Raw genomic sequence first — 20,792 nt, 5'->3', positions numbered from 1 at the left:
CTGTCCGACGAAGAGATCGCCGAGGTCGTCGGCCACGTCGCGCTCAACGTTTTCACGAACTACTTCAACAAGGCCGCCGGCACCGACATCGACTGGCCGGTCGTCCGCCACTGACCGCCCGCCGGGTCGCCCGGGGCCAGAACGACGAGATCTTCGGCCGGGACGGTGCCAAGGCCTTCGCCCGCGACCTGCCCGACGCCGAGATCCACCTCCTCGACGCCGGCCACTTCGCCCTCGCGACCCACGGCCACGAGATCGCCGGCCTGGTCCGCGACTTCCCCGGACGCACGGTCACCGCGGCCTGACCACCGATCTCACCGCCTCCGGTGCGGGCCGCACCGGAGGCCGGAGCCCAACCCTGACAGGAGCATCCATCGTGTCCACCGCACGTCCGCCGCTTCCGCCGTTCACCGCCGAGACCGCCGCGCAGAAGGTGCAGATGGCCGAGGACGGCTGGAACACCCGCGACCCCCAGCGGGTCTCGCTCGCCTACACACCCGACTCCGTCTGGCGCAACCGGGACGAGTTCCTCACAGGACGCGACCAGATCGTGGAGTTCCTGACCCGCAAGTGGGCCAAGGAGAACCAGTACGCCCTGCGCAAGCAACTGTGGGCCTTCACCGAGAACAGGATCGCCGTCCGCTTCCAATACGAATGGCACGACGCCGGCGGCCAATGGTGGCGCAGCCACGGCAACGAACTCTGGGAATTCGACGCCGACGGCCTGATGTCCCGCCGCGAGGCCAGCATCAACGACGTCCCCATCAGCGAAGCCGACCGCACCATCTTCGGCCCCCGCCCCGACCGCGGACGCCCGAGGTGACCGGACGCCCGGCGCACCGATTCCGGGGGAAGATGCACAACCAACAAGGTCGCGTTGAACGAGAGGCAGGCGTTGTGGACGAGTTCGATGTCGTGGTGGTGGGGGCCGGACCGACGGGGGAGAACCTGGCGGAAAGGGCGCACGCCGGCGGGCTGAGCGTGGCGGTCGTGGAGGCCGAGCTGGTCGGCGGGGAGTGCTCGTACTGGGCGTGCATGCCCAGCAAGGCGCTGCTGCGCCCGGCCGCCGCGCTGGCGGACGCGCGGCGTCTGCCCGGCGCCCGCGAGGCGGTCAGCGGACGGCTGGACGCGGCGGCGGTCCTCAAGAGCCGGGACGGGTTCGCCGCGCACTGGAAGGACGGCGGCCAGGCCGGCTGGCTGGAGAGCGCGGGACTGGTCCTGGTACGCGGCCACGGCCGGCTGGACGGGCCCAAGCGCGTCGCGGTGCGGACTCCCGATGGCGGGCAACGGGCGCTGACCGCCCGGCACGCCGTCGCGGTGTGCACGGGCACCCGCGCGGCGCTGCCAGATCTGCCGGGACTGGCCGAGGCCCGTCCCTGGACCAGCCGTGAGGCGACCGCGTCCGCGCAGGTGCCGCCGCGGCTGGCCGTGGTCGGCGGCGGCGTGGTGGCGTGCGAGATGGCCACGGCCTGGCGGGCGCTCGGCAGCGAAGTGGTGCAGCTGGTGCGCGGATCACGGCTGCTGCCCCGGATGGAGCCGTTCGCCGGGGAACTGGTGGCCGAGAGCCTGCGGGCGTCGGGGGTGGACGTGCGGTTCGGCGCGTCGGTCACCGCGGTGCGCCGCGACGGATCGCTGACGCTCACGCTGGAGGGCGGTGAGACGGTGACCGCCGATGAGGTGCTGTTCGCCACCGGCCGGGTGCCGGCCACCTCCGACCTCGGGCTCGAGACGGTCGGCCTGGAGCCGGGCCGGCCGGTCGAGGTCGACTCCACCGGCCTGGCGGCCGGCGTCCCGGACGGGTGGCTGTACGCGGCCGGGGACGTCAACGGTCGTGCGCTGCTCACCCATCAGGGCAAGTACCAGGGGCGCGTCTTCGGCCAGGTGATCGCCGACCGCGCCGCCGGCCGTCCGCTGGACACCGCCGACTGGGGGCGCAGCGTGGCCACCGCGGACGAGCAGGCCGTACCGCAGGTCGTCTTCACCGATCCCGAAGCCGTGTCCGTCGGCCTCACCCTGCAGGAGGCGACCCGCGACGGACGCCGGGTGCGGGCGGTCGACTACGACCTCGGCAACCTGGCGGGTGCCGCCCTGCACGCCGACGGCTACCAGGGCCGCGCCCGGGCGGTGGTGGACCTGGACCGCGAGACGCTCCTCGGCGCCACCTTCGTCGGGGCGGGCGTCGCCGAACTGCTCCACTCGGCCACGATCGCCGTCACCGCCGAGGTCCCCATCTCCCGGCTGTGGCACGCCGTCCCCTCGTTCCCCACCCTCAGCGAGGTCTGGCTCCGGCTCCTGGAGACCTACCGCGGCTGAACACCGAACCCGTCCGCGTCGACCCTCGACGCGGACGGGCGCGGACGGGCGACGAGGCCACCGCCCTGATGCACCGATCACCCGAACGTAAGCCGCATCAAAACCGGACAACTCGACATCTGACCAGGCCGCAGCCTCAACCCCCACCATGACAACACCCGAGTCGGACAGGGATCACCGTCACCGGAAAAACGTTTGAGCCTTCCTTCCCGCTCCCGTAGGTTGCCTGCGGCCCCGTCGCAGTGAGGACAGAGGACAGACCGCGTGACCCCGCCTGCTCTTTAGATCTGACACCTTCCGCTCACCTTCAAGCCGACCGTTCCGTCGGCTCTGCCGGGCTGCCCGCGCGCGCCCGGTCGTACAGCGTTTGAGGCCGCGCGCGATCGGCCTCGTGTCAGGTCAGAGAGATCATGTCTTCACAACCTCATACCCTGCTGCCCTGGGTCGTTCGGCGGACCAGGCTGCCTCTGCTGTCGCTGCGGTGCGTCGACTGCCGGTCGGAGTCGGCCACCACTGGCGAGGGCAGGTTCCGCGTCAACGCCAACGGCAAGCTGCTGGACGTGTGGCTGCTGGCCCGCTGCGTGTCCTGCGATCGGACGAGCAAGCTCGCCGTGCACGAGCGGGCGCCGGTCAGATCCTTCGATCCGGCCGAACTCGACGGCTACCGTGCCAACGATCCGGAGCTGGTGGCGTCCAGGCTGCTGGATCCGCTGCTCGCCCGGCGCAACCGCTTCACCCTGGACTGGAGGGGGGCCTGGCGGCTGGACACCCCGTCGGCGTGGCACGCCGGGGCGTGGCCGGTCCTGGTGGAGGTCGTCTTCGAGGATCCGGTGCCGGTGCGCCCGGAGCGGCTCATCGCACAGGGGCTCGGCCTCAGCAGGAGCGAGGTGCTGCGCCGGATCAAATGCGACATTCCGCTGCACCGTCCGACGAGCGCCGGGTTCACCTTCACCGTGATGGCCGGGGAGTAGCGGGGATGTGGCCGTGACGCGCGATGCCGCAAGCATCCGCGCGGAACGCGCCTCGTCCCGCGGCCGTTCCGGCGGCACCGAGTCGCCCAGGGCGGCCACGGTGTCGCCGGAGCGGTCCGGCGCAGGCAGCTGGCGGGGCTCAGGGCCGACGTGCGACTCGGGGCCGTAATCCGGTAGATCGCCCCCGGGCCGCCGGCGCGGTCGTTCGTTTGCGAGAGACGAGAGTTGGAGCCGGCGTTAAGGTTGTCCGTGAAGGCCGGTGAGGAGGTCATCGAGGGCCTCGGTGAGCGCTTGGGAGTTGGCCGGAGTGAACCAGGTGGTGCGGATGCGTTCGTTGCTTCCGTTCGGGGTCTCGTGGTCGGCCGCGAGCCGGTGCAGGGAGCGGGTCTGGTCGCTCAGGGCGCGACCGACGCCCTGGAAGAGGCTGCGAACGTAGCGGTCTGCGTCGCCGGGGGCGATGCCGCGGCCGATCGCCCACGAGGTGAGCGTGGCGAGGTACGAGTAGTGGGTGGTCAGCGTTCCCGTCAGTGCGGAGAAGACGTTGAAGGCCGCCTCGTCCTCGACCGGGAGCACGCCGCCCAAGCGCTCGAAGAGGGAGTTCACCGTCGGGTGCGACGGGCAGGTCACCGTGACCGAGCGGCGTTCGCGTACGGCGGGCAGCGGGATGGCCCGTACCAGCGGGGCGTCGGTGGCCAGTGTCCGGCGCAGGTCGTCGATGCCGACGCCGGCCATCACGTTGACCACCAGGTTGTCTCCGTCCACCCTCAGTCCGGCGAGTGCTTCGTGCCGGTCCGGGCCTCGTACGGCGATGATCACCACCTCGGAACGGTCCACCACCTCCTGATTGTCGGCGCACACCCGCACGCCCTCGAAGCGCTCGGACAGTTCCGCGACCGTGCCTGCTCCTCGGGGGGAGAGGAACACCTCCGGCGCGTTGTCGCCCCCGTCGCACAGGCCCGTCACGATGGCCCGGCCGATCTCGCCCACTCCGATGATGCCGATGCGTTCCACTGCGTCTACCTCCGTGGTGCGTGGTCGTCGTGCCCTGGGCCGGTTTCGGACCGGCCGCGGTCTGGTCACCGACCGGCTGGGCGGCGGATGCGGTAGCGGATGTGGGTGGCCTCCGGTGTGTCGATCACCCGGAGGATGTCCAGTTCCAGGCGCGACGGAAGCGCGTCGAACAACCGCCGGCCACCGCCGAACAGCACCGGGACCAGATGGACCTGCACCTCGTCCAGCAGCCCGGCCTCGATCGCCCGCTGCGCGGTGTAGGCGCCGATCACGTGCACGTGCCGGTCCCCGGCGGCGGCCTTGGCCTGGGCCATCGCGCTTTCGATCCCGTCGGTCACGTAGGTCACCAGTGGATGGTCGGCGACGGACGGGTCGGGTGGCCGGTGACCGGCCACGAAGATCGGGATGCCCTGACCGTGGTGATCACCGCCCCAGTGATCGACCTGTTCGGCGGTACGCCGTCCCGCCAGGACCGCGCCGGCCGTCGCCATTTCGCCGAGCACCTCCCCGGCCGGACCGGACCGACGGAACTGCCCGTCCGGCGTGAGGCCCCATTCGTGGAGCCGGCCGAAGCCGTCGCCGCCGGGGTTGCCGGGCTTGTCGTTCGGGCCCGCGATGTACCCGTCGAGCGACATCGACATGTCAAGCACTGATACCGACATGAACCTGCTCCCGTCCGCTACGTCGCGGCTCACCGGCGCGACCTCTGCCTGCCCGCCCTCAGCGGCTCCCATGCCTGTTCGGGACGCGGATTGGCGCCGGTCAGCACAGTCGCCAATCGGTCGCCGGGGACCGAACCCTCGGCGATCGCCGCCAGGCCCGCCGCCCCCGCCGGTTCCAGGACGATCCCGAGCGTGCGCGCCGCCACCTCCATGGCGGCGGCGATGGCGTCGTCGGTCACCAGGGTGATCTCGTCCACCAGGGCGCGGGCGCGCCGGACCGAGGCCTCGGGCGGGCTGCGCACCGCGATGCCGTCGGCGAAGGTGCGAGCGCGTTCGATGCGGACCGCGCGGCCGGCGCGCAGGCTCTCCAGCATCGAGGGGGCGCCTTCGGCGTTGACCCCCACGATCCGGGTGCCGGGAGCGTGCTCCTTCATCCAGCGCCCCACGCCGTTGATCAGCGCGCCGTCGCCGACCGGGAGCACGACGGCGTCAAAGTCGGGACCGTCCGCGCCGCCCGGTGCGCCGCGGGTCAACTCGACTCCGATCGTCCCGGCTCCTTCGGCGATCGCCGCCTGGAGACCGTCCTGCAGGTAGACGCAGCCGGGATGGTGCTCGGCGCGGGCGGCCGCGGCCTCTCGCGCCGACGAGCCGTCCGCCCCCGCCGCGACGACCCGGGCGCCGAAGGCTTCCATCCGTTCCCGCTTGACGGGATTGACGGTCTCGGGCACGAACACCTCGACCGGCATCCCGCGCGTCCGTCCCGCGTAGGCGACGGCCTGCCCGAAGTTGCCCGAGCTGGCGCACACCACCGGCGTGCCGCGTGCGAGCGTGCTCAGCATCAGATCGGCACCCCGGCCCTTGAAGCTGCGCACCGGATTGGCCGTCTCCACTTTCACGGTCACCGCGCGGTCCCCGAGCGCCCGGCACAGCTGCTCGTCGAGGTACTGCGGGGTGTTGAGGAACACCGGATCGATCACCTGCACGGCCTTGTCGATCCGCGCGACGTCCAGATCCATGCGCATCGCCTTTCCCGGGGGACGTGTGGGCCTGGCCGAGGCTAATCGAACCCCCGATCGAAGCGATTGAGAGTTTTCGCGCCGGAACGCAATAATCTTGCATGCCCGAACCGCCGCCACCCCGTCTGGACGAGATCGACGCCCGGCTCCTGGACCTGCTTCAACACGACGCCGGACGCACCCTGCACGATCTCGGCGAACGGGTCGGGCTCTCACCGAGCGCCGTCCAGCGGCGGATCGCCCGCTATCGCAGGGACGGGCTCATCGCCAGGCAGGTCGCCGTGCTCGACCCGCACCGCTTCGGTCCCATCGTCCTGGCCACCGTCCTGGTGACCCTGAACCGGGAATCGTTCGAGCACCACGGCGCCTTCGCCGAACGGATGCTCTCGAACCCGCAGGTCCAGCAGTGCTACCGGGTCGCGGGGCCGTGGGACTACGTGGTCGTCCTGGCCGCGCGGAGCATGCGCGAGTGCGGCCGGCTCGGCGACCGCCTGTTCAAGGCAGACGACAACATCAAGCGTTACGAGACCCTGGTGGCCTTCGACACCATCAAGACCGGCCTGGCCGTCCCGCTTCCCGCGCCACGGCCCTCTCGGCCACGGGACGGGCGGCCATAGGCAGGAAGGCGCGGGTGAGGCCCCAGATTGGTGACGGGCGTCACCGCCATCGGCGGCGGCTGGGTGGATCACATGAGGGGCGCCTTCGCATGGCCGGCCGGTCGGGCAGCCGGGTCCAGGGGCGGAGAAGTCCACTTCCCTGAAGACCGGGGTTACACGCCGCAGGTCGGAGCACGCGTTCGCCGGTGGCGGTCCCGCACAAGATGAATCTCAAGCGACGGCTGCTGTTCCGGGGTTCCCCGACCCCGGCGTTGCTCCGGTTGATAATCTCAACGTTGAGATGATCCTGGAGGGGCGATGGCGGATGCGGTGGACGCGATCCTGGCGCAGTGGGCGCGTGAGCGTCCCGACATGGACGCGTCGCCGATGGGGGTCGTGGGGCGGATCTCCCGGGCGCAGCAGCTGCTGGGCCGGGAGCTGAAGGACTTCTTCGCCGAGCGGGGCCTGGAGACGTGGGAGTTCGACGTCCTGGCGACGCTGCGCCGCCACGGCGCCCCGTACGAGCTGACGGCGGGCGCGCTGCTGAAGGCCGCGATGGTCACCTCCGGGGCGATCACCAACCGGATCGACCGGCTGGAGGGCAAGGGGCTGGTCGAGCGGGTCCGCGACGCGGGGGACCGGCGGTCGGTGCGGATCCGGCTGACTCCGCGGGGCCTGGCCATCGCGGACGAGCTGGTGGGCCTGCACGTCGCCAACGAGGAACGGCTGCTGGCCGCACTGGGCCCGGCCGACCGCGAGCGTCTCGCCGGTGCGCTGCGCACGCTCTTGGAGTCGCTGGGCGACACGTCCCTGGAGTGACGGCGCCGGCGCGGAGCGGGGCTTGCGGCCTGTCCCCGCCGCGGTTCCCGAGGGCGTCCGCCGGCTGCGGGCGGGCGGAGGGCGTCCCCTCCGGCGGGGCCGGCCGGTTGAGCGGCTGACCGCGGTGGCCTCCGCCGGGTCCGTTCGCCGGACGGTCAGGTGAAGCGGCGGACGGCCCGTGTGGCGCGGCCGGCGATGGCGGCCAGGTGGGCGGCGAGTTCGGGCGGGTCGAGCAGGGTGTAGTCGACGGTCAGCAGGGTGATGCGGTAGGCCAGGAACCGCAGCGAGTCGGAGTGGGTGTGCAGGTGGCAGGAGTGGTCGTCGACCGGTTCCAGGACGCCCTGCCAGGCGGTGACGTGCTCGGCGGCCTCTTCCATCGGGACGTGCAGCAGCAGCCGCGCCCGGATCGTCCCGGACCCGCCGGCGAGGGCGTCCATGGCCCAGGCGGCGGCGTCGGCGCCGCCGGGCAGGTCGCGTTCCGGGCCGCGCACGCCGGTGCGGTGCGGCCCGGCGATCCGGTCGGCGCGGAAGGTGCGCCAGTCCGCGCGGTCCTCGTCGTAGGCGACCAGGTACCAGCGGCGGCCCACGGTGACCAGCCGGTGCGGCTGCGCGAGCCGCCGCGTCTCCCGGCCGCCGGCGGCGGTGTAGGCGAAGCGGACCTTCTCGCGGGTGACGCAGGCGGCGGCGAGCAGGGCCAGGACGCCGGGGTCGGCGGGCGGCGGGGCGCCGTCCTGCGGCGGGAGGGACACCGCCGCCTCGGTCAGCGCGGCCACCCGGTGACGCAGTCGGTGCGGCAGGACCTGTTCCAGCTTGGCCAGGGCGCGCAGCGAGGTGTCCTCGATGCCGGTGACGGCGCCCGCGGCGGCGGTGCGCAGCCCGATCGCGATGGCGATCGCCTCCTCGTCGTCCAGCAGCAGCGGCGGCATCGCGGCGCCGGCGGTGAGCCGGTAGCCGCCGGTGTTGCCGTGCGTGGCGCGGACGGGGTAGCCGAGCTCGCGGAGCCGGTCGACGTCGCGGCGGATGGTGCGGGCGGTGACGCCGAGCCGGCCGGCGAGTTCGGTGCCCGACCATTCGCGGGGCGTCTGCAGCAGGGACAGCAGCCGGAGCAGTCGTGCGGACGGGTCGCGCATGTTCCCCATCCTGCCGCGCCAGTAGGACGTTCGCTGACCTATTGGGGTTCTAACGTGGGGAATGCCGGGCCGGAGACCGATCTCCGGCCCCCGTGAACGGAGGCGCGACATGCTGCGAGGATTCGCCACCATCAGCTTCTGGGCCGACGACCTGGAGGCCGCCAAGGACTGGTACGCCGAGCTGCTGGGCATGCGGCCGTACTTCAGCGTGCCGGGGCCGGACGGCTGCGCCGGGTACTACGAGTTCCGGGTCGGGGACTACCAGCACGAGCTGGGTCTGATCGACAACCGGTTCCGCCCCGGCGGCGCGGACGCCCGCCCGGGCGGCGCGGTGATGTTCTGGCACGTCGACGATCTGGAGGCGGCCGTGGAGCGGCTGCTGTCGATGGGCGCGACGGTGTACGAGAAGATCACCGAGCGGGGCGAGGGGACGGGGTTCGTCACCGCGTCGGTCGTCGACCCGTTCGGCAACATCCTCGGCGTGATGACCAACCCGCACTACCTGGAGGTCCTGGCCGCGGCCGGCCCCCGCGGCTGACCGCGCCGTGCGGGGGCGCGGTCAGGCGGCGGAGCGGGCGGGCCGCCCTGCGGGGGGCGGCGTGCTCGGCCGGCGGGCGGGCGGGGCGTCCGGGGATGGCGAGGGTGACCGCCGCGGCCAGCAGCGCGACGCCGCAGCCGAACAGCATGGCGGCGCGGAAGCCGGCCTCGGACGGCAGGACGTGCCCGCCCATGCTCGTGGTCATCTCGGCCAGGACGGCCCCGACGACGGCGGCGGACACGGTCGTGCCGATGGACCGCATGAGGGTGTTGAAGCCGTTGGCCGAGGCGGTCTCCGACGACGGCACCGCGCTCATGATCAGGGCGGGCATGGCCCCGTAGGCCAGCCCGACGCCGGCGCCGCAGACGACGGTGACGATCAGCAGGCCCCACGTCGATCCCATCAGGACCGTCGAGGACCCGTAGCCGAGCGCGATGACCAGGCTGCCGGCGCCCAGGGTGACCTTGGGCCCGGCGGCGGCCGACAGCTTGGCGCCCAGCGGCGAGACCGCCATCATCATCAGGCCGGAGGGCGCCATCCACAGGCCGGCGGCCAGCATCGACAGCCCGAGGCCGTATCCGGTGGCCTCGGGCAGCTGCGGCAGCTGCATCACGATCAGCGCCTGCGCGTACATGGCGCATCCGACCAGCACCGAGGCCAGGTTGGTGAACGGGACCTGGCGCCGCGCGGTGACGCGCAGGTCGACCAGGGGTTCGGCGGTGCGCAGCTCCCACCACGCCCACGCCGGCAGGAGGGCCGCGGCGGCGGCGAGCAGGCCGAGGGTGGTGCCGCTCGTCCAGCCCCAGCCGGCGCCCTCGGACACGCCGAGCAGCAGGCACACCAGCGCGGTTCCCAGGCCGAGCGCGCCGGTGGCGTCGAGGCGTCCCCGGGCCCGCGGGGGCGTGGGGGCACCAGGCGCCCAGATCAGCACGGCGATCAGCACGCTGAGCGCGCCGGCCCCCAGAACAGCACCCGCCAGCTGGCGTGCTCGGCGACCGCGGCCGCGATCGGCATGCCGAGCGCCCCGCCGATGCCCATGGACGCGCTGATCAGCGCGATCGCCGAGCCGAGCCGCTCGGGCGGCACAGCCACATGACCGGTCCGCGCGGCCGGCGCGAGGGCGGCCACATGGACCGCAGCGCCTACATCCGGCTCAGCCGCATCCGCCTGGAGGGCCCGATGTCGATCGGGCAGCTCAGCGAGGCGTTCGGGCTGGACCCCTCCACCCTGAACCGGCAGACCGCCGCCATGCTGCGCGCCGGCCTGGTCGAGCGCATCGCCGACCCCGGCGCCGGCATCGCCCGCAAGTTCCGCATCACCGGCGAGGGCGAGCGCCTCCTCGACGAGGAGCGCGACCGGAGCGTCCGGGGCCTGGACAAGGTGCTGGCCGACTGGACGCCCGAGGACGTCGCGGCCTTCGCCGCGTTCCTGCGGCGGTTCAACACCGACATCGAGCGCCTCGCGGGACGCCCCTGGCCCCGCCCCTGACCCCGCCCGGCCCGCGTACCGCGCACCGGGGCGGGAGGGCGGGGAGGGCGGCGGGTGCTCAGCCGCCGGCGGTGTAGTCGCGCAGGTGGCGGGCGGTGAGCGTGGCGGCGCCGGCGACCAGGTCGGCGGGCGTGCCGGTGAACACGACCTCGCCGCCGTCGGCGCCCGCGCCGGGGCCGAGGTCGATGATCCAGTCGGCGTGCGCCATGACGGCCTGGTGATGCTCGATGACGATGACGGTGTTGCCGTCGTCGACGAGGCGGTCCAGCAGCGCGAGGAGCTGGTCGACGTCGGCGAGGTGCAGCCCGGTGGTGGGCTCGTCCAGGACGTAGGCGGCGGCCTTGCCGGCCATGTGGAGGGCGAGCTTGAGGCGCTGGCGCTCGCCGCCGGACAGGGTGGTGAGGGGCTGGCCGAGGCCGAGGTAGCCGAGGCCGACGTCGGCGAGCCGGTCCAGGACGGCGCGGGCCTGGCCGGTGGTGAAGAACTCGCGGGCCTCGGCGACGGGCATGGCCAGGACCTGGCTGATGTCCTTGCCGCGCAGGGTGTGGCCGAGGACCTCGGCGGTGTAGCGGCGTCCCTCGCACTCCTCGCACACCGAGGCGACGCCGGCCATCATCGCCAGGTCGGTGTAGACCAGGCCGATGCCCTTGCAGGCGGGGCAGGCGCCCTCGGAGTTGGCGCTGAACAGGGCCGGCTTGACGCCGTTGGCCCTGGCGAACGCGGTGCGGATCGCGTCCAGCAGGCCGGTGTAGGTGGCGGGGTTGCTGCGGCGGGACCCGCGGATGGGGGCCTGGTCGACCACGACGACGCCGTCGCGCCCGGGCAGTGACCCGTGGATGAGGGAGCTCTTGCCCGATCCGGCGACGCCGGTGACGACGGTGAGGACGCCGAGGGGGACCTCGACGTCGACGTTCTTGAGGTTGTGCAGGTCCGCGCCCTTGATCGGCAGGTGCCCGGACGGCTCGCGGGCCGTGTCGCGCAGCCGGGCGCGGTGGCCGAGGTGGCGGCCGGTGCGGGTGCCGGAGGCGCGCAGCCCGGCGAGGTCGCCGGTGAAGCAGACCTTCCCGCCGGCGGCCCCGGCGCCGGGTCCGAGGTCGACGATGTGGTCGGCGATCGCGATGGTCTCGGGCTTGTGCTCGACGACCAGGACGGTGTTGCCCTTGTCGCGCAGCCGCAGCAGCAGGTCGTTCATGCGGGCGATGTCGTGGGGGTGCAGCCCGGCGGTGGGCTCGTCGAAGACGTAGGTGACGTCGGTGAGGCTGGAGCCCAGGTGGCGGACCATCTTCACGCGCTGGGCCTCGCCGCCCGACAGGGTGGTGGACTCGCGGTCCAGGCTGAGGTAGCCCAGGCCGATCTCGACCAGGGAGTCCAGGGTGTCCTGCAGGGTGGCGCGCAGCGGCGCCACCGACGGGTCGGCGATGCCGCGGACGAACGCGGCCAGGTCGCTGATCTGCATGGCGGCGCAGTCGGCGATGTTGCGCCCGCCGATCCGGCTGGCGAGCGCGGCGGGGTTCAGGCGGGCGCCGCCGCAGGCGCGGCAGGCGCTGAAGGCGACCGCGCGTTCGACGAACGCGCGGATGTGCGGCTGCAGCGACTCGGTGTCCTTGCCGAGGTAGAGGCGCCGCACCTTGACCAGCAGCCCCTCGTAGGTGGTGTTGAACCCACCGCTCTTGATCTTGGTGGCGGGTTTGTGGAGCAGGTCGTCCCACTGCCGCGCGGTGTAGTCGCGCAGCTTGACGGCGGGGTCGACCAGGCCGGACTCGGCGATGACCTTCCAGTACCAGGACCCGACGCCGAAGCCGGGGACGGTGATGGCGCCCTCGTCCAGCGACAGGTCCCGGTCGACGAGCTCGCCGAGGTCGATCTGGGTGGCGCGGCCGAGGCCCTCGCATTCGGGGCACATGCCCTCGGCGTTGTTGAAGCTGAACGCCGAGGAGGTGCCGGCGTGCGGCTCGCCGAGCCGGCTGAAGATGATCCGCAGCATGGCGTGGGCGTCGGTGGCGGTCCCGACCGTGGAGCGGGAGTTGGCGCCCATCGGCTCCTGGTCGACGACGATCGCGGCGCTGAGATTGCGCAGCGTGTCGACGTCGGGGCGGCCGACGCTCGGCATGAAACCCTGCACGAACGCGGTGTAGGTCTCGTTGATCAGCCGCCGCGACTCGGCCGCGATGGTGCCGAACACCAGCGACGACTTGCCCGAGCCGGACACCCCGGTGAACACCGTCAGGCGCCGCTTGGGGACGTCCACGTCGATGCCGGCGAGGTTGTTCTCCCGTGCGCCGCGGACCTCGATGACGTCGTGGGCGTCGGCGGCCGGGCGGCCGCCCGGACCTGCGGTCGCCGGTGCGGTCGTCGAAGGGAGGGACATGCGGGCTTCCTCGCTCACTTGATAGTTTAGGCCATAAAGAAATACGGGGAGATCATCGTCCTCGGCACATTAGTTTATGGCATAAGGAGTTGTGGTTTGGTCGTGTTCGCCGGCCAGGGCGACGCCCGCCGCTCGATGGACCTGCTGTGGCGCGCGCCGGAGCCGGAGCGGCCGGACGGCCCCGGGCCCGGGGCGCGCCGGCGGGCGCGGCCCGGGCCGCGCCCGGGGCTGAGCGTGGAGGTGATCGTGGACACCGCGATCGCCGTCGCGGACGCCGAGGGGATGGCGGCGCTGTCGATGCGCGCGGTCGGCGAGCGGCTGGGCCGCACGGCGATGGCCCTGTACACCTACGTCCCCGGCAAGGGCGAGCTGATCGACCTGATGTACGACCGGGCGCTGGGCGAGCTGCCGGGCCGCTACGACGTCCCGGCGGGCTGGCGGGCGGCGCTGGCGGCGTGGGCCGAGGACACCTGGGCGTTCTACCTGCGGCATCCGTGGATGCTGCAGGTGTCGCAGGCGCGGCCGGTGCTGGGGCCGGGCGAGTACCGGGCGCTGGAGGCGCTGCTGGGCGTCCTGGCCGCGACCGGCCTGCCGGCGCCGCAGGTCGGGAGAGCGGTGTCGGCGCTGTCGAGCGTGGTGCGGGGCGCGGCGCGGACCCTGGCCGAGTCGCGGCAGGCGGTGCGGGCGACGGGACTGCCGGAGGATCTGTGGTGGCACGGGCGCGCGGAGGCGCTGCGGGAGCTGGCGCCCGGCTTCGCGGACCGTTTCCCGCTGGTGACCTGGCTGCAGGCCCAGGACGCCACCGCACGCGGCGAGGGGGACGCCGCGGCGGGCGCGGGCGAGGACGTGGCCGGCGGCGCGGGGGAGGAGCGCGTCCCGTACCTGGAGCGGGCGGCGCGGGAGGCGTTCGAGGGCGGGCTGGCCCTGGTCCTGGACGGCATCGAGGCCGCGGCCGCCCGCGCCTGACCGCCCCGGGACGGCCCGCGGGCGCCGGGGTCAGCCGAAGATCGCGGCGGGGTCGCCGGTGAACCAGACGTTGTCGATGACGACGCCGCGCATCACCCACCGGCTGCCGTCGCGGACGAGTTCGGTGTCGTAGAGGTTCTTCAGCAGGGCGTGGACGCCGCGGTCGGCGGTGAGCAGGTGCTGGGCCTCCACCAGCGCGGTCAGCCGCGCGGAGGCGCCGCCGGGCTGGACGTGGACGCGGGGGTTGGTGACCTGGTGGGTGGTGTCGACGCGGCCCTCGAACCCGCCGAGGATGGTGGCGACGATGGTGTCGCGTCCCGACATCGGCGGCGGCTCGGCGCCCCACGCGGCGGCCGCGGGGCGGAAGTCGAGCTCGGCGTCGGCGGCGAAGGCGGAGGCCAGCAGGCCGGGGTCCTTGAGGTCCTGGCCGAGCCCGAACCGGTACAGCGCGTCGATGATCTCGGTGCGGTCCCGCAGCTCGGCGGCGCCGGCGCCGGGGGACTCGGCGCCGGGGGACAGCGCATGGTGGCGGGTGACGTACATGACATGCTCCCGTGCAGGCCGGACGGTTTTCGGACAGGTCCAGCGTCGCGGCGGACGCTGTGGCGATCAACGCGGTCCCGTGCAAGGATCGTGAAGCCAGGCTTAACGATTGGGGGCGGGCGGTGCTGGAGCGGCACGAGATCGAGGCGTTCCTGACGCTGGCCGAGGAACTGCACTTCGGCCGGACGGCGGAGCGGCTGCACGTGTCGACGGCCCGGGTGAGCCAGACGATCCGCAGGCTGGAGCGGCGGGTGGGGGTCCGGCTGTTCGACCGGACGTCCCGGCGGGTGGAGCCGACCCCGGCGGGGCGGCGGCTGGCGGCCGAGGTCGGGCCGGCGTGGGAGCGGATCGGCGCGGCGGTGGAGCGGGCGGTGCGGGAGGGCCGGGGCGTCACCGGCACGCTGGCCGCCGGGTTCACCGGCGCGGCGGCGGGGCAGCTGGTGGCCGGCGCCGCCGAGCTGCTGCACGCGCGTGAGCCGGGCTGCCGGGTGCGGATCCGGGAGGTGCGGGCCGGTGACGTCGCGGCGTGGCTGCGCGACGGCGAGGTGGAGGTGTGCCTGGGGGCGCTGCCGGTGCGGGAGCCGGGCGTCGCGGCCGGGCCGGTGCTGCTGCGGGAGGCGGCGATGCTGGCGGTGCCGTCGGGGCACCCGTTCGCGCGCCGCACGTCGGTGCCGGTGGCGGATCTGGCCCGGGTGGAGGTGCTGGCGCCGGGCGCGACGTTGCAGGAGACCCTGACGCTGGTCGGTGCGGGCCAGGGCGTGTTCCGCGTGGGCGCGCATGTCCGCCGCTACCACGCGCGGCCCGACGTCGCCTACGTCCCGCTGGGGGACGCGCCGCCCGTGGAGTGGGGGCTGCTGTGGCGTGCGGGCGGTGACAGCGCCCGTGTCCGCGCCTTCGCCGAGGCGGCGCGCGACCTGCTGCGCGGCCCGTGACCCCGGGGGGCCCGGCGGGGGGTGTGAGGTGTGTCTCTCCGGCCGCCGGGACGTCACATCCGGGGGCGTGCGGGTGCTCCTATCAGTATGGAGACATTCGCGATCCAGCCGCGGGACGTGACCTGCCACACCCTCCTGTACGCCGCCCACGACGCGTTCCGCCGGGATCTGGACCGGCTCGCGGCGGCAGCGGCGGCCGGCAAGGGCGGGGCCGCGCACGTCCGCGCGGGCTGGGAGAACCTCAAGGACCAGCTCCGCGGGCATCACGACCTGGAGGACCGCGTGCTGTGGCCGCGGGTGGAGCGGGCGGTCGCGGGCCGCCGCGCGGAGCGGGCGGTGCTGGAGGAGATGCGCGCCGAGCACGCCCGGATCGGGCCGCTGATCGGGCGGGTCGACGCGGTGCTGCGCGACGGCGGGGACCTGCCGGCGGCGGTGCGGGAGCTGCGCGGGGCCGTGGAGGCGCATCTGCGGCACGAGGAGATGACGGCGCTGCCGCTGGCGGAGTCGGTGCTGGGTCCCGGGGAGTGGCGGGAGGTCGCCGACGAGGCCGCCGGCCGGTGCGAGGCGGGCACGCCGCTGTTCGTCCCGTGGGTCGTGGACGGGATCGCGCCGATCGAGCGGAGCCGGTTCCTGACGGCGCTGCCGGCGCCGGTGCGGGAGCGCAACCGGGTGGCGTGGGAGCCCCGCTACCGCAAGCGGCGCCTGTGGAGCACCTGAGGCCCGGCCGCCCGCCCGTCACCAGGGGACGGCGCGGGCGGTGATGTGGTGGTCGGCGGGGTTGTAGTAGGACAGCAGCAGCGCGCCGCGGGTGCTGAGGCCGGGGTGGCCGATGAGGGCGCGGCACTGGTCCAGGCCCGATCCGCCCGAGCAGGGGACGGTGCCGTCCGCGGCGCGGGTCCAGGGGCCTTGCGGGGCGGGGGCGCGCCAGAGCCGGTAACGGCCGTCCAGGCCGCGCTGCTCGACCATGACCAGGCCCTTGCCGAGGGAGCTGTAGTCGGCGACGTGGACCAGGTAGGGCGCGGCGCCGTGCACGACGGTGCGGGCCTGGGCGGCGTCGGGGGTCCAGCCGCCGGGCGTCCAGTACCGGTAGGCGGCGGGGTCGCGCCAGGCGGCGGGGTCGGCGCGGACGCGGGCGAGGGTGACGCGCCCGCCGTGGCAGACGCCGAACGCGGAGGTGTCGCACACCGAGGCGAACAGGTACAGGTGGCCGCGGGCGAACACCGGTGAGCCGAGGTTGTGCTGGACCGGCAGCCCGGAGGGGGAGGTGAACAGCCGGGTGCGGCCGGTGAGGGCGTGGCCGGCGGGCCGGTAGGTGACCAGGCCGAATCCCTGGGTGCTGATGGTGGTGCCGTGCACGCACACGTCGGTGTAGGCGATCAGGAGGGTGGCGGTGCCGGGCGGTCTGGCGGCGCCGGAGGCCCAGGAGGCGCTGTAGGCGGTGCCGGGGAGGTGGCAGGGGCGGCCGTCGGGCAGGACGAGTCCGGGCTGCGCGCCGAGCATGCCCTGCGGGGGCCGTGCCCGGTCGGACGGTGACGGCCCGGCGGGCCGCCCCGCGGAGGGTCCGGCGGGTGACGGGGCGGGCGGCGCGGCCGGTGGCGTGGCGGGCGTGGGCAGTTCGGTGAGGGCGGCGGGGACGCGGCCGGGGTCGGCGGCGCCGGTGGCGGCGGTGGTGCCGAGCCACAGCCCGGAGCGGGCGCCCTTCCAGACCGTGTCGCAGAACAGCCAGAGGCTGCGGCGGGGCCGGCCGGGAAGCGGGGCGCTGTAGCCGCAGTCGCGGTCGATGGTGTTGCCGGGGGCGGCGGTCTCGTAGGCGGACAGGATGCGGGCGGGCGGCGCGGCGCCGGGCGGGCGGGGCGGGGAGGAGAGGACGACGGCCGCGACCGCGGCGAGCAGGACGGTGACGGCGGCGGCGATGAGGGCGGTGCGGGCACGGGAGTGACGGCGGGTCACGCTCCCTCCTCCCCGGCGCCGCGGGTGCGGCGGTTGCGGTCCGGTGCGGCTCTGCGCGGTGGTCGTGGCCGGGCGGCCCGGCGGTGGACCTCATAGCGTGGCCTGCCGCGGCCCTGCGATCAACCGGCCGGCGGGCGCGGCCGCGTTCAGAAGCGGGTGGTGAGCAGGCCCAGGACGGCGACGCCGGCGGTCAGCCAGGCGGCGTAGTCGCCGATGTGGCCCGAGTGCAGGGCGTGCAGGCGGGCGGAGGCCGCGGCGCCGGCGCGTCCGGCCAGGCGCACCGCGGTGCGCCCGGTGCGGGCCCGTCCGGTGCGGGCCCGTCCGGTGGCGCGGCGGGCGGCGGGTGCGGCGATGGCCAGGGTGAGCAGCAGCGTGGCGGCGGCGCCGCCGAGGCCGGACGCGGTCCAGGGGTCGGCGGGCGGCGCGTCCGGGCGGGTGAGGTGGCCGTCCAGGACGAGACCGGCGTAGGCGTCGCGGTTGGCGAAGACGTGGGCGGCGTCGGCGACGGGCCCGCCGGGCAGCAGCCCGGACGCCAGCCCGGCGGCGAGCAGGGCGACGGCGGGGGCGAGCATGATCCAGGGGATGGACCGCAGTGTGGCGGTGGTCTCGCGGTCCTCGCGGCCGCCCTGCCCGCTCTGCCCGCCGGCGGGCGGACGGGACGGTGCGGGGCCGGTGTCGGCGGGGGTGCCGCGGAACACCACGAGCCACACGCGCAGGACGGCGCCGGCGGTGAGCGCGGACGCGGCGATCGACAGCGGCGGGAACCACCACCAGCCGAGGTCCAGGGCGGCGTGCCCGGTGACCGCCCGCCCGGCGTACAGGCCGGACGGCGGCAGCCCGGCCAGGCACAGCGCGCCGATGAGGAACGTGGCGCCGGAGACGGGCATGCCGCGGCCGCGGCCGCGCAGGTCGCGGGCGTCGGCGGTCTCGTGCCGGTTGAGCAGGGCCCCGGCGGCCAGGAACAGCGCGCCTTTGGCCCCGGCGTGCCCGGCCAGGTAGTAGGCGGTGCCGGCGAGCCCCCCGGGGGTGCCGGCGGCGACGCCGACCAGCAGCAGCCCGGTCTGGCTGATGGTGGCGTAGGCAAGCAGCCGCTTGATGTGGTGCTGCAGGACGCACATCACCGCGCCCAGCGCCGCCGCGGCCGAGCCCAGCACCGCGATGGCGGTCAGCGGGACCAGCCCGGCGAACACCGCCCAGTAGGTCCGCGCGACCCCGTAGACGCCGAGTTCGACCATGATGCCGGAGAACAGGACGCAGACGGGGGTCGGGGCGACGGCGTGGGCGTCGGCGAGCCAGAAGTGGAACGGCACGGCGGCGGCCTTGACCAGGTAGCCGGTGCAGATCAGCACGAACGAGGCGGTGATCAGCGCGTCGGCGTGCCCGCCGCCGAGGCCGGCGCCCGGCGCGTGCAGGGCGCGTCCGGCGGAGGCCATCACCAGCTCGCCGGTGCGCCCGTACACCAGCGCGATGCCGGCGAGGGTGAGGTAGGCGCCGATGGACTGGACGATCCCGAAGTTGATGGCGCCGTGGACGCTGGAGGGGTCCTCGGGCCGGTATCCGGTCAGGACGACCGCGACGATGCTCATCAGCTGGAAGAACACGAACGCGTCGAGCAGGTCGCCGCTGTAGGTGAACGCGCACATCGACGCCAGGAACAGCAGGATCAGGGCGTGGAAGATCGCGTGGACGTCGGTGAAGTACCGCCAGGAGAAGGCCAGCGCCGCCAGGGTCAGCACGGCGGTGACGCAGGAGAGTGCGGCGGCGGGGGTGTCGGCGGCCAGGGGGACGCCGACGCCGGTGCCCGGTCCCCAGCCGCCGAGCCAGGCGACCTGCGGGCGGTGGGGGGCGCGCAGCAGGGTGAGGGCGGTCAGCGCGGTGACGGCCGCCGCGGTGGTGAGCGCGGTGACGTCGGCGGCGGCGCGCGGCAGCCACCGCCCGGCGGCGGCCAGCAGCGCCGCGGCGAGGACCGGCAGCGCGATCGTGACCTGCAGGATCATTGTTCGAGGGACCGCATCTCGCGGGGGTCCAGGGTGCCGCGGCGCTTGGCGACCTGGACCGCCAGCGCCAGCAGCAGGGCGGTGACGGCGGCGCCGACGACGATGTCGGTCGCCGCGACGGCCTGCACGACGGGGTCGGTGACGGGCCTCCCGGCGGGCGGCGGCGGGCGGTCGCCGAAGGACGGCGCGGTGGCGCCGTACCGGTAGCCGATGGCCACCAGCAGCACGTAGGTGCCGGACTGGGTGACCGACAGGCACACCACGGCGTGGATGAGGTCGCGGCTGGTGACGATCCCGTACAGGCCGACGAGCGTGATCCAGCCGGCGGTCAGGTAGGGCAGCAGGCTCACGGCGGCCCCCCGGAGCGGCCGGTGCCGTGGACCAGGAGGGCCTGCTCGAAGAACTTGCCGACCAGCAGCACCAGCGCGCATCCCAGTTCGAGGCCGACCGCGCCGTTGAGGGCGGGGACGCGCCCGGTGGCGGCCTGCCCGGCCGCCGCCAGCGCCAGGACGGTGAACGCGGCGGCGCCGAGCCCCGCGCCGGACTCCAGCAGCGGGATGGACCGCAGCCGCTGCAGCGCCGGGTAGTCCCCGGCCAGGTACAGCAGGTGCAGGGCGGTGCCGAGGATGACGCCGCCCTGGAATCCGCCGCCGGGGGACTGGTGGCCGTGCGCGACGACGTAGACGCCGACGAGCAGGGTGACGGGCAGCAGCAGGTAGCCGGTGACGCGCAGCGCGTCGGGCACCTCGGCGGGCCCGTGCCGGTGCCGGGCGGCCTCGTCCTCGGCCTCCCCGCCGACCAGGCGCAGCAGCACGACGGCGCCGACGGCGGCGGCCAGCAGGATCAGCACCTGGCCGGCGGTGTCGAGGACGCGCTGGTCGAAGGTGACCGACGCGACGGCGTTCGGGGTGCCCTGGTCCACCGCGTGCCGGGCGGACCGGTCGCCGTGGGGGTGGGCGGGGCCGCCGAAGCCGGGCAGGCCGAGCGCCCCGGCGGCCAGGACCGCGGCGGTGCCGGCGGCGCCGGCGGCGAACAGCGCGATGCGGGCGCGGTCGTTCACTCGCGCGCCCCCCGCCTCCGGCCGCCCCCGCCGCGGCCGGTGCCGCTCCCGTCGTCTCCGGCGCCGGCGCCGGGGGCGCGCTCGCCCTCGTCGCCGCCGCCGGTGGCGCCCGCCTCGCCGCCGTCGCCGCGGTAGCGGCGGGTGGCGTGCAGGGCCAGCACCACCATCAGCGGCACCAGCACCGTCTGGACGGCGAGTTCGGACATCGCGACGCCGGGCGCCTGCAGGATGAGGAACAGCAGCCCGAGCACCATCCCGAAGCCCGACAGCACGATCGCCTGCCGGACGGCGCTGCGGGTCAGCACGACCGCGGTCGCCATCGACGCCGACAGCACGAGCGCGGTGACGATCAGCGCGTCCGCGAGCGGACCCGACAGCGCGTTCATCGGCTCCGTCGCGAACGCGGCGCTCGGCGGCGGGACGTGCACGGCG

Annotated in this window: 23 protein-coding genes; 10 read left to right on the top strand and 13 right to left on the bottom strand. The window is 74.5% G+C overall.

The window, feature by feature from the left end:
* Nucleotides 1-376: 376 nt before the first annotated feature.
* The 3 genes from ACTWPP_RS33725 (at nt 377) to ACTWPP_RS33715 (ending at nt 3,284) form a co-directional block, all read left to right on the top strand.
* A complete protein-coding gene (locus ACTWPP_RS33725; protein WP_443108442.1) occupies nt 377-823 on the top strand; it encodes a nuclear transport factor 2 family protein in 447 nt (148 codons plus the stop codon).
* Between the two features lie 74 nt (nt 824-897).
* A complete protein-coding gene (locus ACTWPP_RS33720; RefSeq protein ID WP_443108441.1) occupies nt 898-2,313 on the top strand; it encodes a dihydrolipoyl dehydrogenase family protein in 1,416 nt (471 codons plus the stop codon).
* 410 nt (nt 2,314-2,723) lie between these two features.
* Nucleotides 2,724-3,284: a DUF1062 domain-containing protein gene (locus ACTWPP_RS33715; RefSeq protein WP_443108440.1), complete on the top strand. Its 561-nt coding sequence runs from the start codon at nt 2,724-2,726 to the stop codon at nt 3,282-3,284.
* Between the two features lie 237 nt (nt 3,285-3,521).
* On the opposite strand, the gene ACTWPP_RS33710 is transcribed toward ACTWPP_RS33715, so the two are convergent.
* The 3 genes from ACTWPP_RS33710 to ACTWPP_RS33700 all read right to left on the bottom strand — a co-directional run bounded on the left by ACTWPP_RS33710 (nt 3,522) and on the right by ACTWPP_RS33700 (nt 5,973).
* On the bottom strand, nt 3,522-4,295 hold the full coding sequence (locus tag ACTWPP_RS33710; RefSeq protein ID WP_443108439.1) for an NAD(P)-binding domain-containing protein: 774 nt from the start codon (nt 4,293-4,295) through the stop codon (nt 3,522-3,524).
* A gap of 65 nt (nt 4,296-4,360) precedes the next feature.
* On the bottom strand, nt 4,361-4,957 hold the full coding sequence (locus ACTWPP_RS33705) for a dihydrofolate reductase family protein (RefSeq protein WP_443108438.1): 597 nt from the start codon (nt 4,955-4,957) through the stop codon (nt 4,361-4,363).
* A gap of 29 nt (nt 4,958-4,986) precedes the next feature.
* A complete protein-coding gene (locus tag ACTWPP_RS33700) occupies nt 4,987-5,973 on the bottom strand; it encodes a threonine ammonia-lyase (RefSeq protein WP_443108437.1) in 987 nt (328 codons plus the stop codon).
* A 101-nt stretch (nt 5,974-6,074) separates the two neighbouring features.
* Between ACTWPP_RS33700 and ACTWPP_RS33695 the strand changes: the two genes are divergently transcribed.
* On the top strand, nt 6,075-6,590 hold the full coding sequence (locus ACTWPP_RS33695; protein WP_443108436.1) for an Lrp/AsnC family transcriptional regulator: 516 nt from the start codon (nt 6,075-6,077) through the stop codon (nt 6,588-6,590).
* Nucleotides 6,591-6,887: 297 nt separating this feature from the next.
* Complete coding sequence (locus ACTWPP_RS33690) at nt 6,888-7,388, top strand: MarR family winged helix-turn-helix transcriptional regulator (protein ID WP_443108435.1); 501 nt, start codon at nt 6,888-6,890, stop codon at nt 7,386-7,388.
* A 155-nt stretch (nt 7,389-7,543) separates the two neighbouring features.
* Here the strand turns inward: ACTWPP_RS33690 and ACTWPP_RS33685 are convergent, their stop codons facing one another.
* The gene (locus ACTWPP_RS33685) at nt 7,544-8,518 is read right to left on the bottom strand and encodes a helix-turn-helix transcriptional regulator (protein ID WP_443108434.1); all 975 of its coding nucleotides are present in this window, start codon (nt 8,516-8,518) and stop codon (nt 7,544-7,546) included.
* A gap of 109 nt (nt 8,519-8,627) precedes the next feature.
* On the opposite strand from ACTWPP_RS33685, the gene ACTWPP_RS33680 reads away from it, so the two are divergent.
* The gene (locus tag ACTWPP_RS33680) at nt 8,628-9,056 is read left to right on the top strand and encodes a VOC family protein (protein ID WP_443108433.1); all 429 of its coding nucleotides are present in this window, start codon (nt 8,628-8,630) and stop codon (nt 9,054-9,056) included.
* Here the strand turns inward: ACTWPP_RS33680 and ACTWPP_RS33675 are convergent.
* The gene (locus ACTWPP_RS33675; RefSeq protein WP_443108432.1) at nt 8,959-9,999 is read right to left on the bottom strand and encodes an MFS transporter; all 1,041 of its coding nucleotides are present in this window, start codon (nt 9,997-9,999) and stop codon (nt 8,959-8,961) included. The two genes, ACTWPP_RS33680 and ACTWPP_RS33675, sit on opposite strands and share 98 nt — an antisense overlap.
* Nucleotides 9,993-10,148: an MFS transporter gene (locus ACTWPP_RS33670; RefSeq protein WP_443108431.1), complete on the bottom strand. Its 156-nt coding sequence runs from the start codon at nt 10,146-10,148 to the stop codon at nt 9,993-9,995. The genes ACTWPP_RS33675 and ACTWPP_RS33670 overlap by 7 nt, the downstream gene beginning before the upstream one ends.
* Between ACTWPP_RS33670 and ACTWPP_RS33665 the strand changes: the two genes are divergently transcribed.
* A complete protein-coding gene (locus ACTWPP_RS33665; RefSeq protein WP_443108430.1) occupies nt 10,149-10,544 on the top strand; it encodes a MarR family winged helix-turn-helix transcriptional regulator in 396 nt (131 codons plus the stop codon).
* Between the two features lie 58 nt (nt 10,545-10,602).
* Here the strand turns inward: ACTWPP_RS33665 and ACTWPP_RS33660 are convergent, their stop codons facing one another.
* Nucleotides 10,603-12,912, bottom strand: a complete 2,310-nt coding sequence (locus tag ACTWPP_RS33660) for an ATP-binding cassette domain-containing protein (protein WP_443108429.1) — start codon at nt 12,910-12,912, stop codon at nt 10,603-10,605.
* A gap of 96 nt (nt 12,913-13,008) precedes the next feature.
* Here ACTWPP_RS33660 and ACTWPP_RS33655 point away from each other — a divergent pair, with 96 nt between their 5' ends.
* On the top strand, nt 13,009-13,878 hold the full coding sequence (locus tag ACTWPP_RS33655) for a TetR/AcrR family transcriptional regulator (protein WP_443108428.1): 870 nt from the start codon (nt 13,009-13,011) through the stop codon (nt 13,876-13,878).
* A 30-nt stretch (nt 13,879-13,908) separates the two neighbouring features.
* Here the strand turns inward: ACTWPP_RS33655 and ACTWPP_RS33650 are convergent, their stop codons facing one another.
* A complete protein-coding gene (locus ACTWPP_RS33650) occupies nt 13,909-14,421 on the bottom strand; it encodes a nuclear transport factor 2 family protein (RefSeq protein WP_443108427.1) in 513 nt (170 codons plus the stop codon).
* 122 nt (nt 14,422-14,543) lie between these two features.
* Here ACTWPP_RS33650 and ACTWPP_RS33645 point away from each other — a divergent pair, with 122 nt between their 5' ends.
* Both ACTWPP_RS33645 and ACTWPP_RS33640 read left to right on the top strand, forming a co-directional pair.
* Entirely contained in the window at nt 14,544-15,353 is an 810-nt protein-coding gene (locus ACTWPP_RS33645; protein WP_443108426.1) for a LysR family transcriptional regulator, read from the top strand.
* Nucleotides 15,354-15,440: 87 nt separating this feature from the next.
* Nucleotides 15,441-16,070, top strand: coding sequence for a hemerythrin domain-containing protein (locus ACTWPP_RS33640; RefSeq protein WP_443108425.1), 630 nt, complete (start codon nt 15,441-15,443; stop codon nt 16,068-16,070).
* 18 nt (nt 16,071-16,088) lie between these two features.
* On the opposite strand, the gene ACTWPP_RS33635 is transcribed toward ACTWPP_RS33640, so the two are convergent.
* The 5 genes from ACTWPP_RS33635 to ACTWPP_RS33615 form a co-directional block, all read right to left on the bottom strand.
* On the bottom strand, nt 16,089-17,303 hold the full coding sequence (locus tag ACTWPP_RS33635) for a hypothetical protein (RefSeq protein ID WP_443108424.1): 1,215 nt from the start codon (nt 17,301-17,303) through the stop codon (nt 16,089-16,091).
* A gap of 146 nt (nt 17,304-17,449) precedes the next feature.
* Nucleotides 17,450-19,300: a complex I subunit 5 family protein gene (locus tag ACTWPP_RS33630; protein WP_443108423.1), complete on the bottom strand. Its 1,851-nt coding sequence runs from the start codon at nt 19,298-19,300 to the stop codon at nt 17,450-17,452.
* The gene (locus tag ACTWPP_RS33625) at nt 19,297-19,650 is read right to left on the bottom strand and encodes an NADH-quinone oxidoreductase subunit K (protein ID WP_443108422.1); all 354 of its coding nucleotides are present in this window, start codon (nt 19,648-19,650) and stop codon (nt 19,297-19,299) included. Before ACTWPP_RS33625 ends, ACTWPP_RS33630 begins: the two co-directional genes overlap by 4 nt.
* Nucleotides 19,647-20,360, bottom strand: coding sequence for an MnhB domain-containing protein (locus ACTWPP_RS33620; protein ID WP_443108421.1), 714 nt, complete (start codon nt 20,358-20,360; stop codon nt 19,647-19,649). Before ACTWPP_RS33620 ends, ACTWPP_RS33625 begins: the two co-directional genes overlap by 4 nt.
* Nucleotides 20,357-20,788, bottom strand: a complete 432-nt coding sequence (locus ACTWPP_RS33615) for a Na(+)/H(+) antiporter subunit B (protein WP_443108420.1) — start codon at nt 20,786-20,788, stop codon at nt 20,357-20,359. Before ACTWPP_RS33615 ends, ACTWPP_RS33620 begins: the two co-directional genes overlap by 4 nt.
* Between the last annotated feature and the right edge of the window lie 4 nt (nt 20,789-20,792).

Origin of the sequence: Actinomadura sp. 3N407 (genome assembly GCF_052245875.1) — a bacterium.
Lineage (GTDB): Bacteria > Actinomycetota > Actinomycetes > Streptosporangiales > Streptosporangiaceae > Spirillospora.
Note: the sequence above shows the minus strand (reverse complement) of the source record. Positions and strands in the feature narration are given on the sequence as shown.

Excerpts from the sequence above, each read along its gene's own strand:
- ACTWPP_RS33715 (WP_443108440.1), top strand. The coding sequence starts at position 2,724 with ATGTCTTCACAACCTCATACCCTGCTGCCCTGGGTCGTTCGGCGGACC.
- ACTWPP_RS33705 (WP_443108438.1), bottom strand. The coding sequence starts at position 4,957 with ATGTCGGTATCAGTGCTTGACATGTCGATGTCGCTCGACGGGTACATC.
- ACTWPP_RS33700 (WP_443108437.1), bottom strand. The coding sequence starts at position 5,973 with ATGGATCTGGACGTCGCGCGGATCGACAAGGCCGTGCAGGTGATCGAT.
- ACTWPP_RS33695 (WP_443108436.1), top strand. The coding sequence starts at position 6,075 with ATGCCCGAACCGCCGCCACCCCGTCTGGACGAGATCGACGCCCGGCTC.
- ACTWPP_RS33690 (WP_443108435.1), top strand. The coding sequence starts at position 6,888 with ATGGCGGATGCGGTGGACGCGATCCTGGCGCAGTGGGCGCGTGAGCGT.
- ACTWPP_RS33685 (WP_443108434.1), bottom strand. The coding sequence starts at position 8,518 with ATGCGCGACCCGTCCGCACGACTGCTCCGGCTGCTGTCCCTGCTGCAG.
- ACTWPP_RS33680 (WP_443108433.1), top strand. The coding sequence starts at position 8,628 with ATGCTGCGAGGATTCGCCACCATCAGCTTCTGGGCCGACGACCTGGAG.
- ACTWPP_RS33665 (WP_443108430.1), top strand. The coding sequence starts at position 10,149 with ATGACCGGTCCGCGCGGCCGGCGCGAGGGCGGCCACATGGACCGCAGC.
- ACTWPP_RS33660 (WP_443108429.1), bottom strand. The coding sequence starts at position 12,912 with ATGTCCCTCCCTTCGACGACCGCACCGGCGACCGCAGGTCCGGGCGGC.
- ACTWPP_RS33650 (WP_443108427.1), bottom strand. The coding sequence starts at position 14,421 with ATGTACGTCACCCGCCACCATGCGCTGTCCCCCGGCGCCGAGTCCCCC.
- ACTWPP_RS33640 (WP_443108425.1), top strand. The coding sequence starts at position 15,441 with ATGGAGACATTCGCGATCCAGCCGCGGGACGTGACCTGCCACACCCTC.
- ACTWPP_RS33630 (WP_443108423.1), bottom strand. The coding sequence starts at position 19,300 with ATGATCCTGCAGGTCACGATCGCGCTGCCGGTCCTCGCCGCGGCGCTG.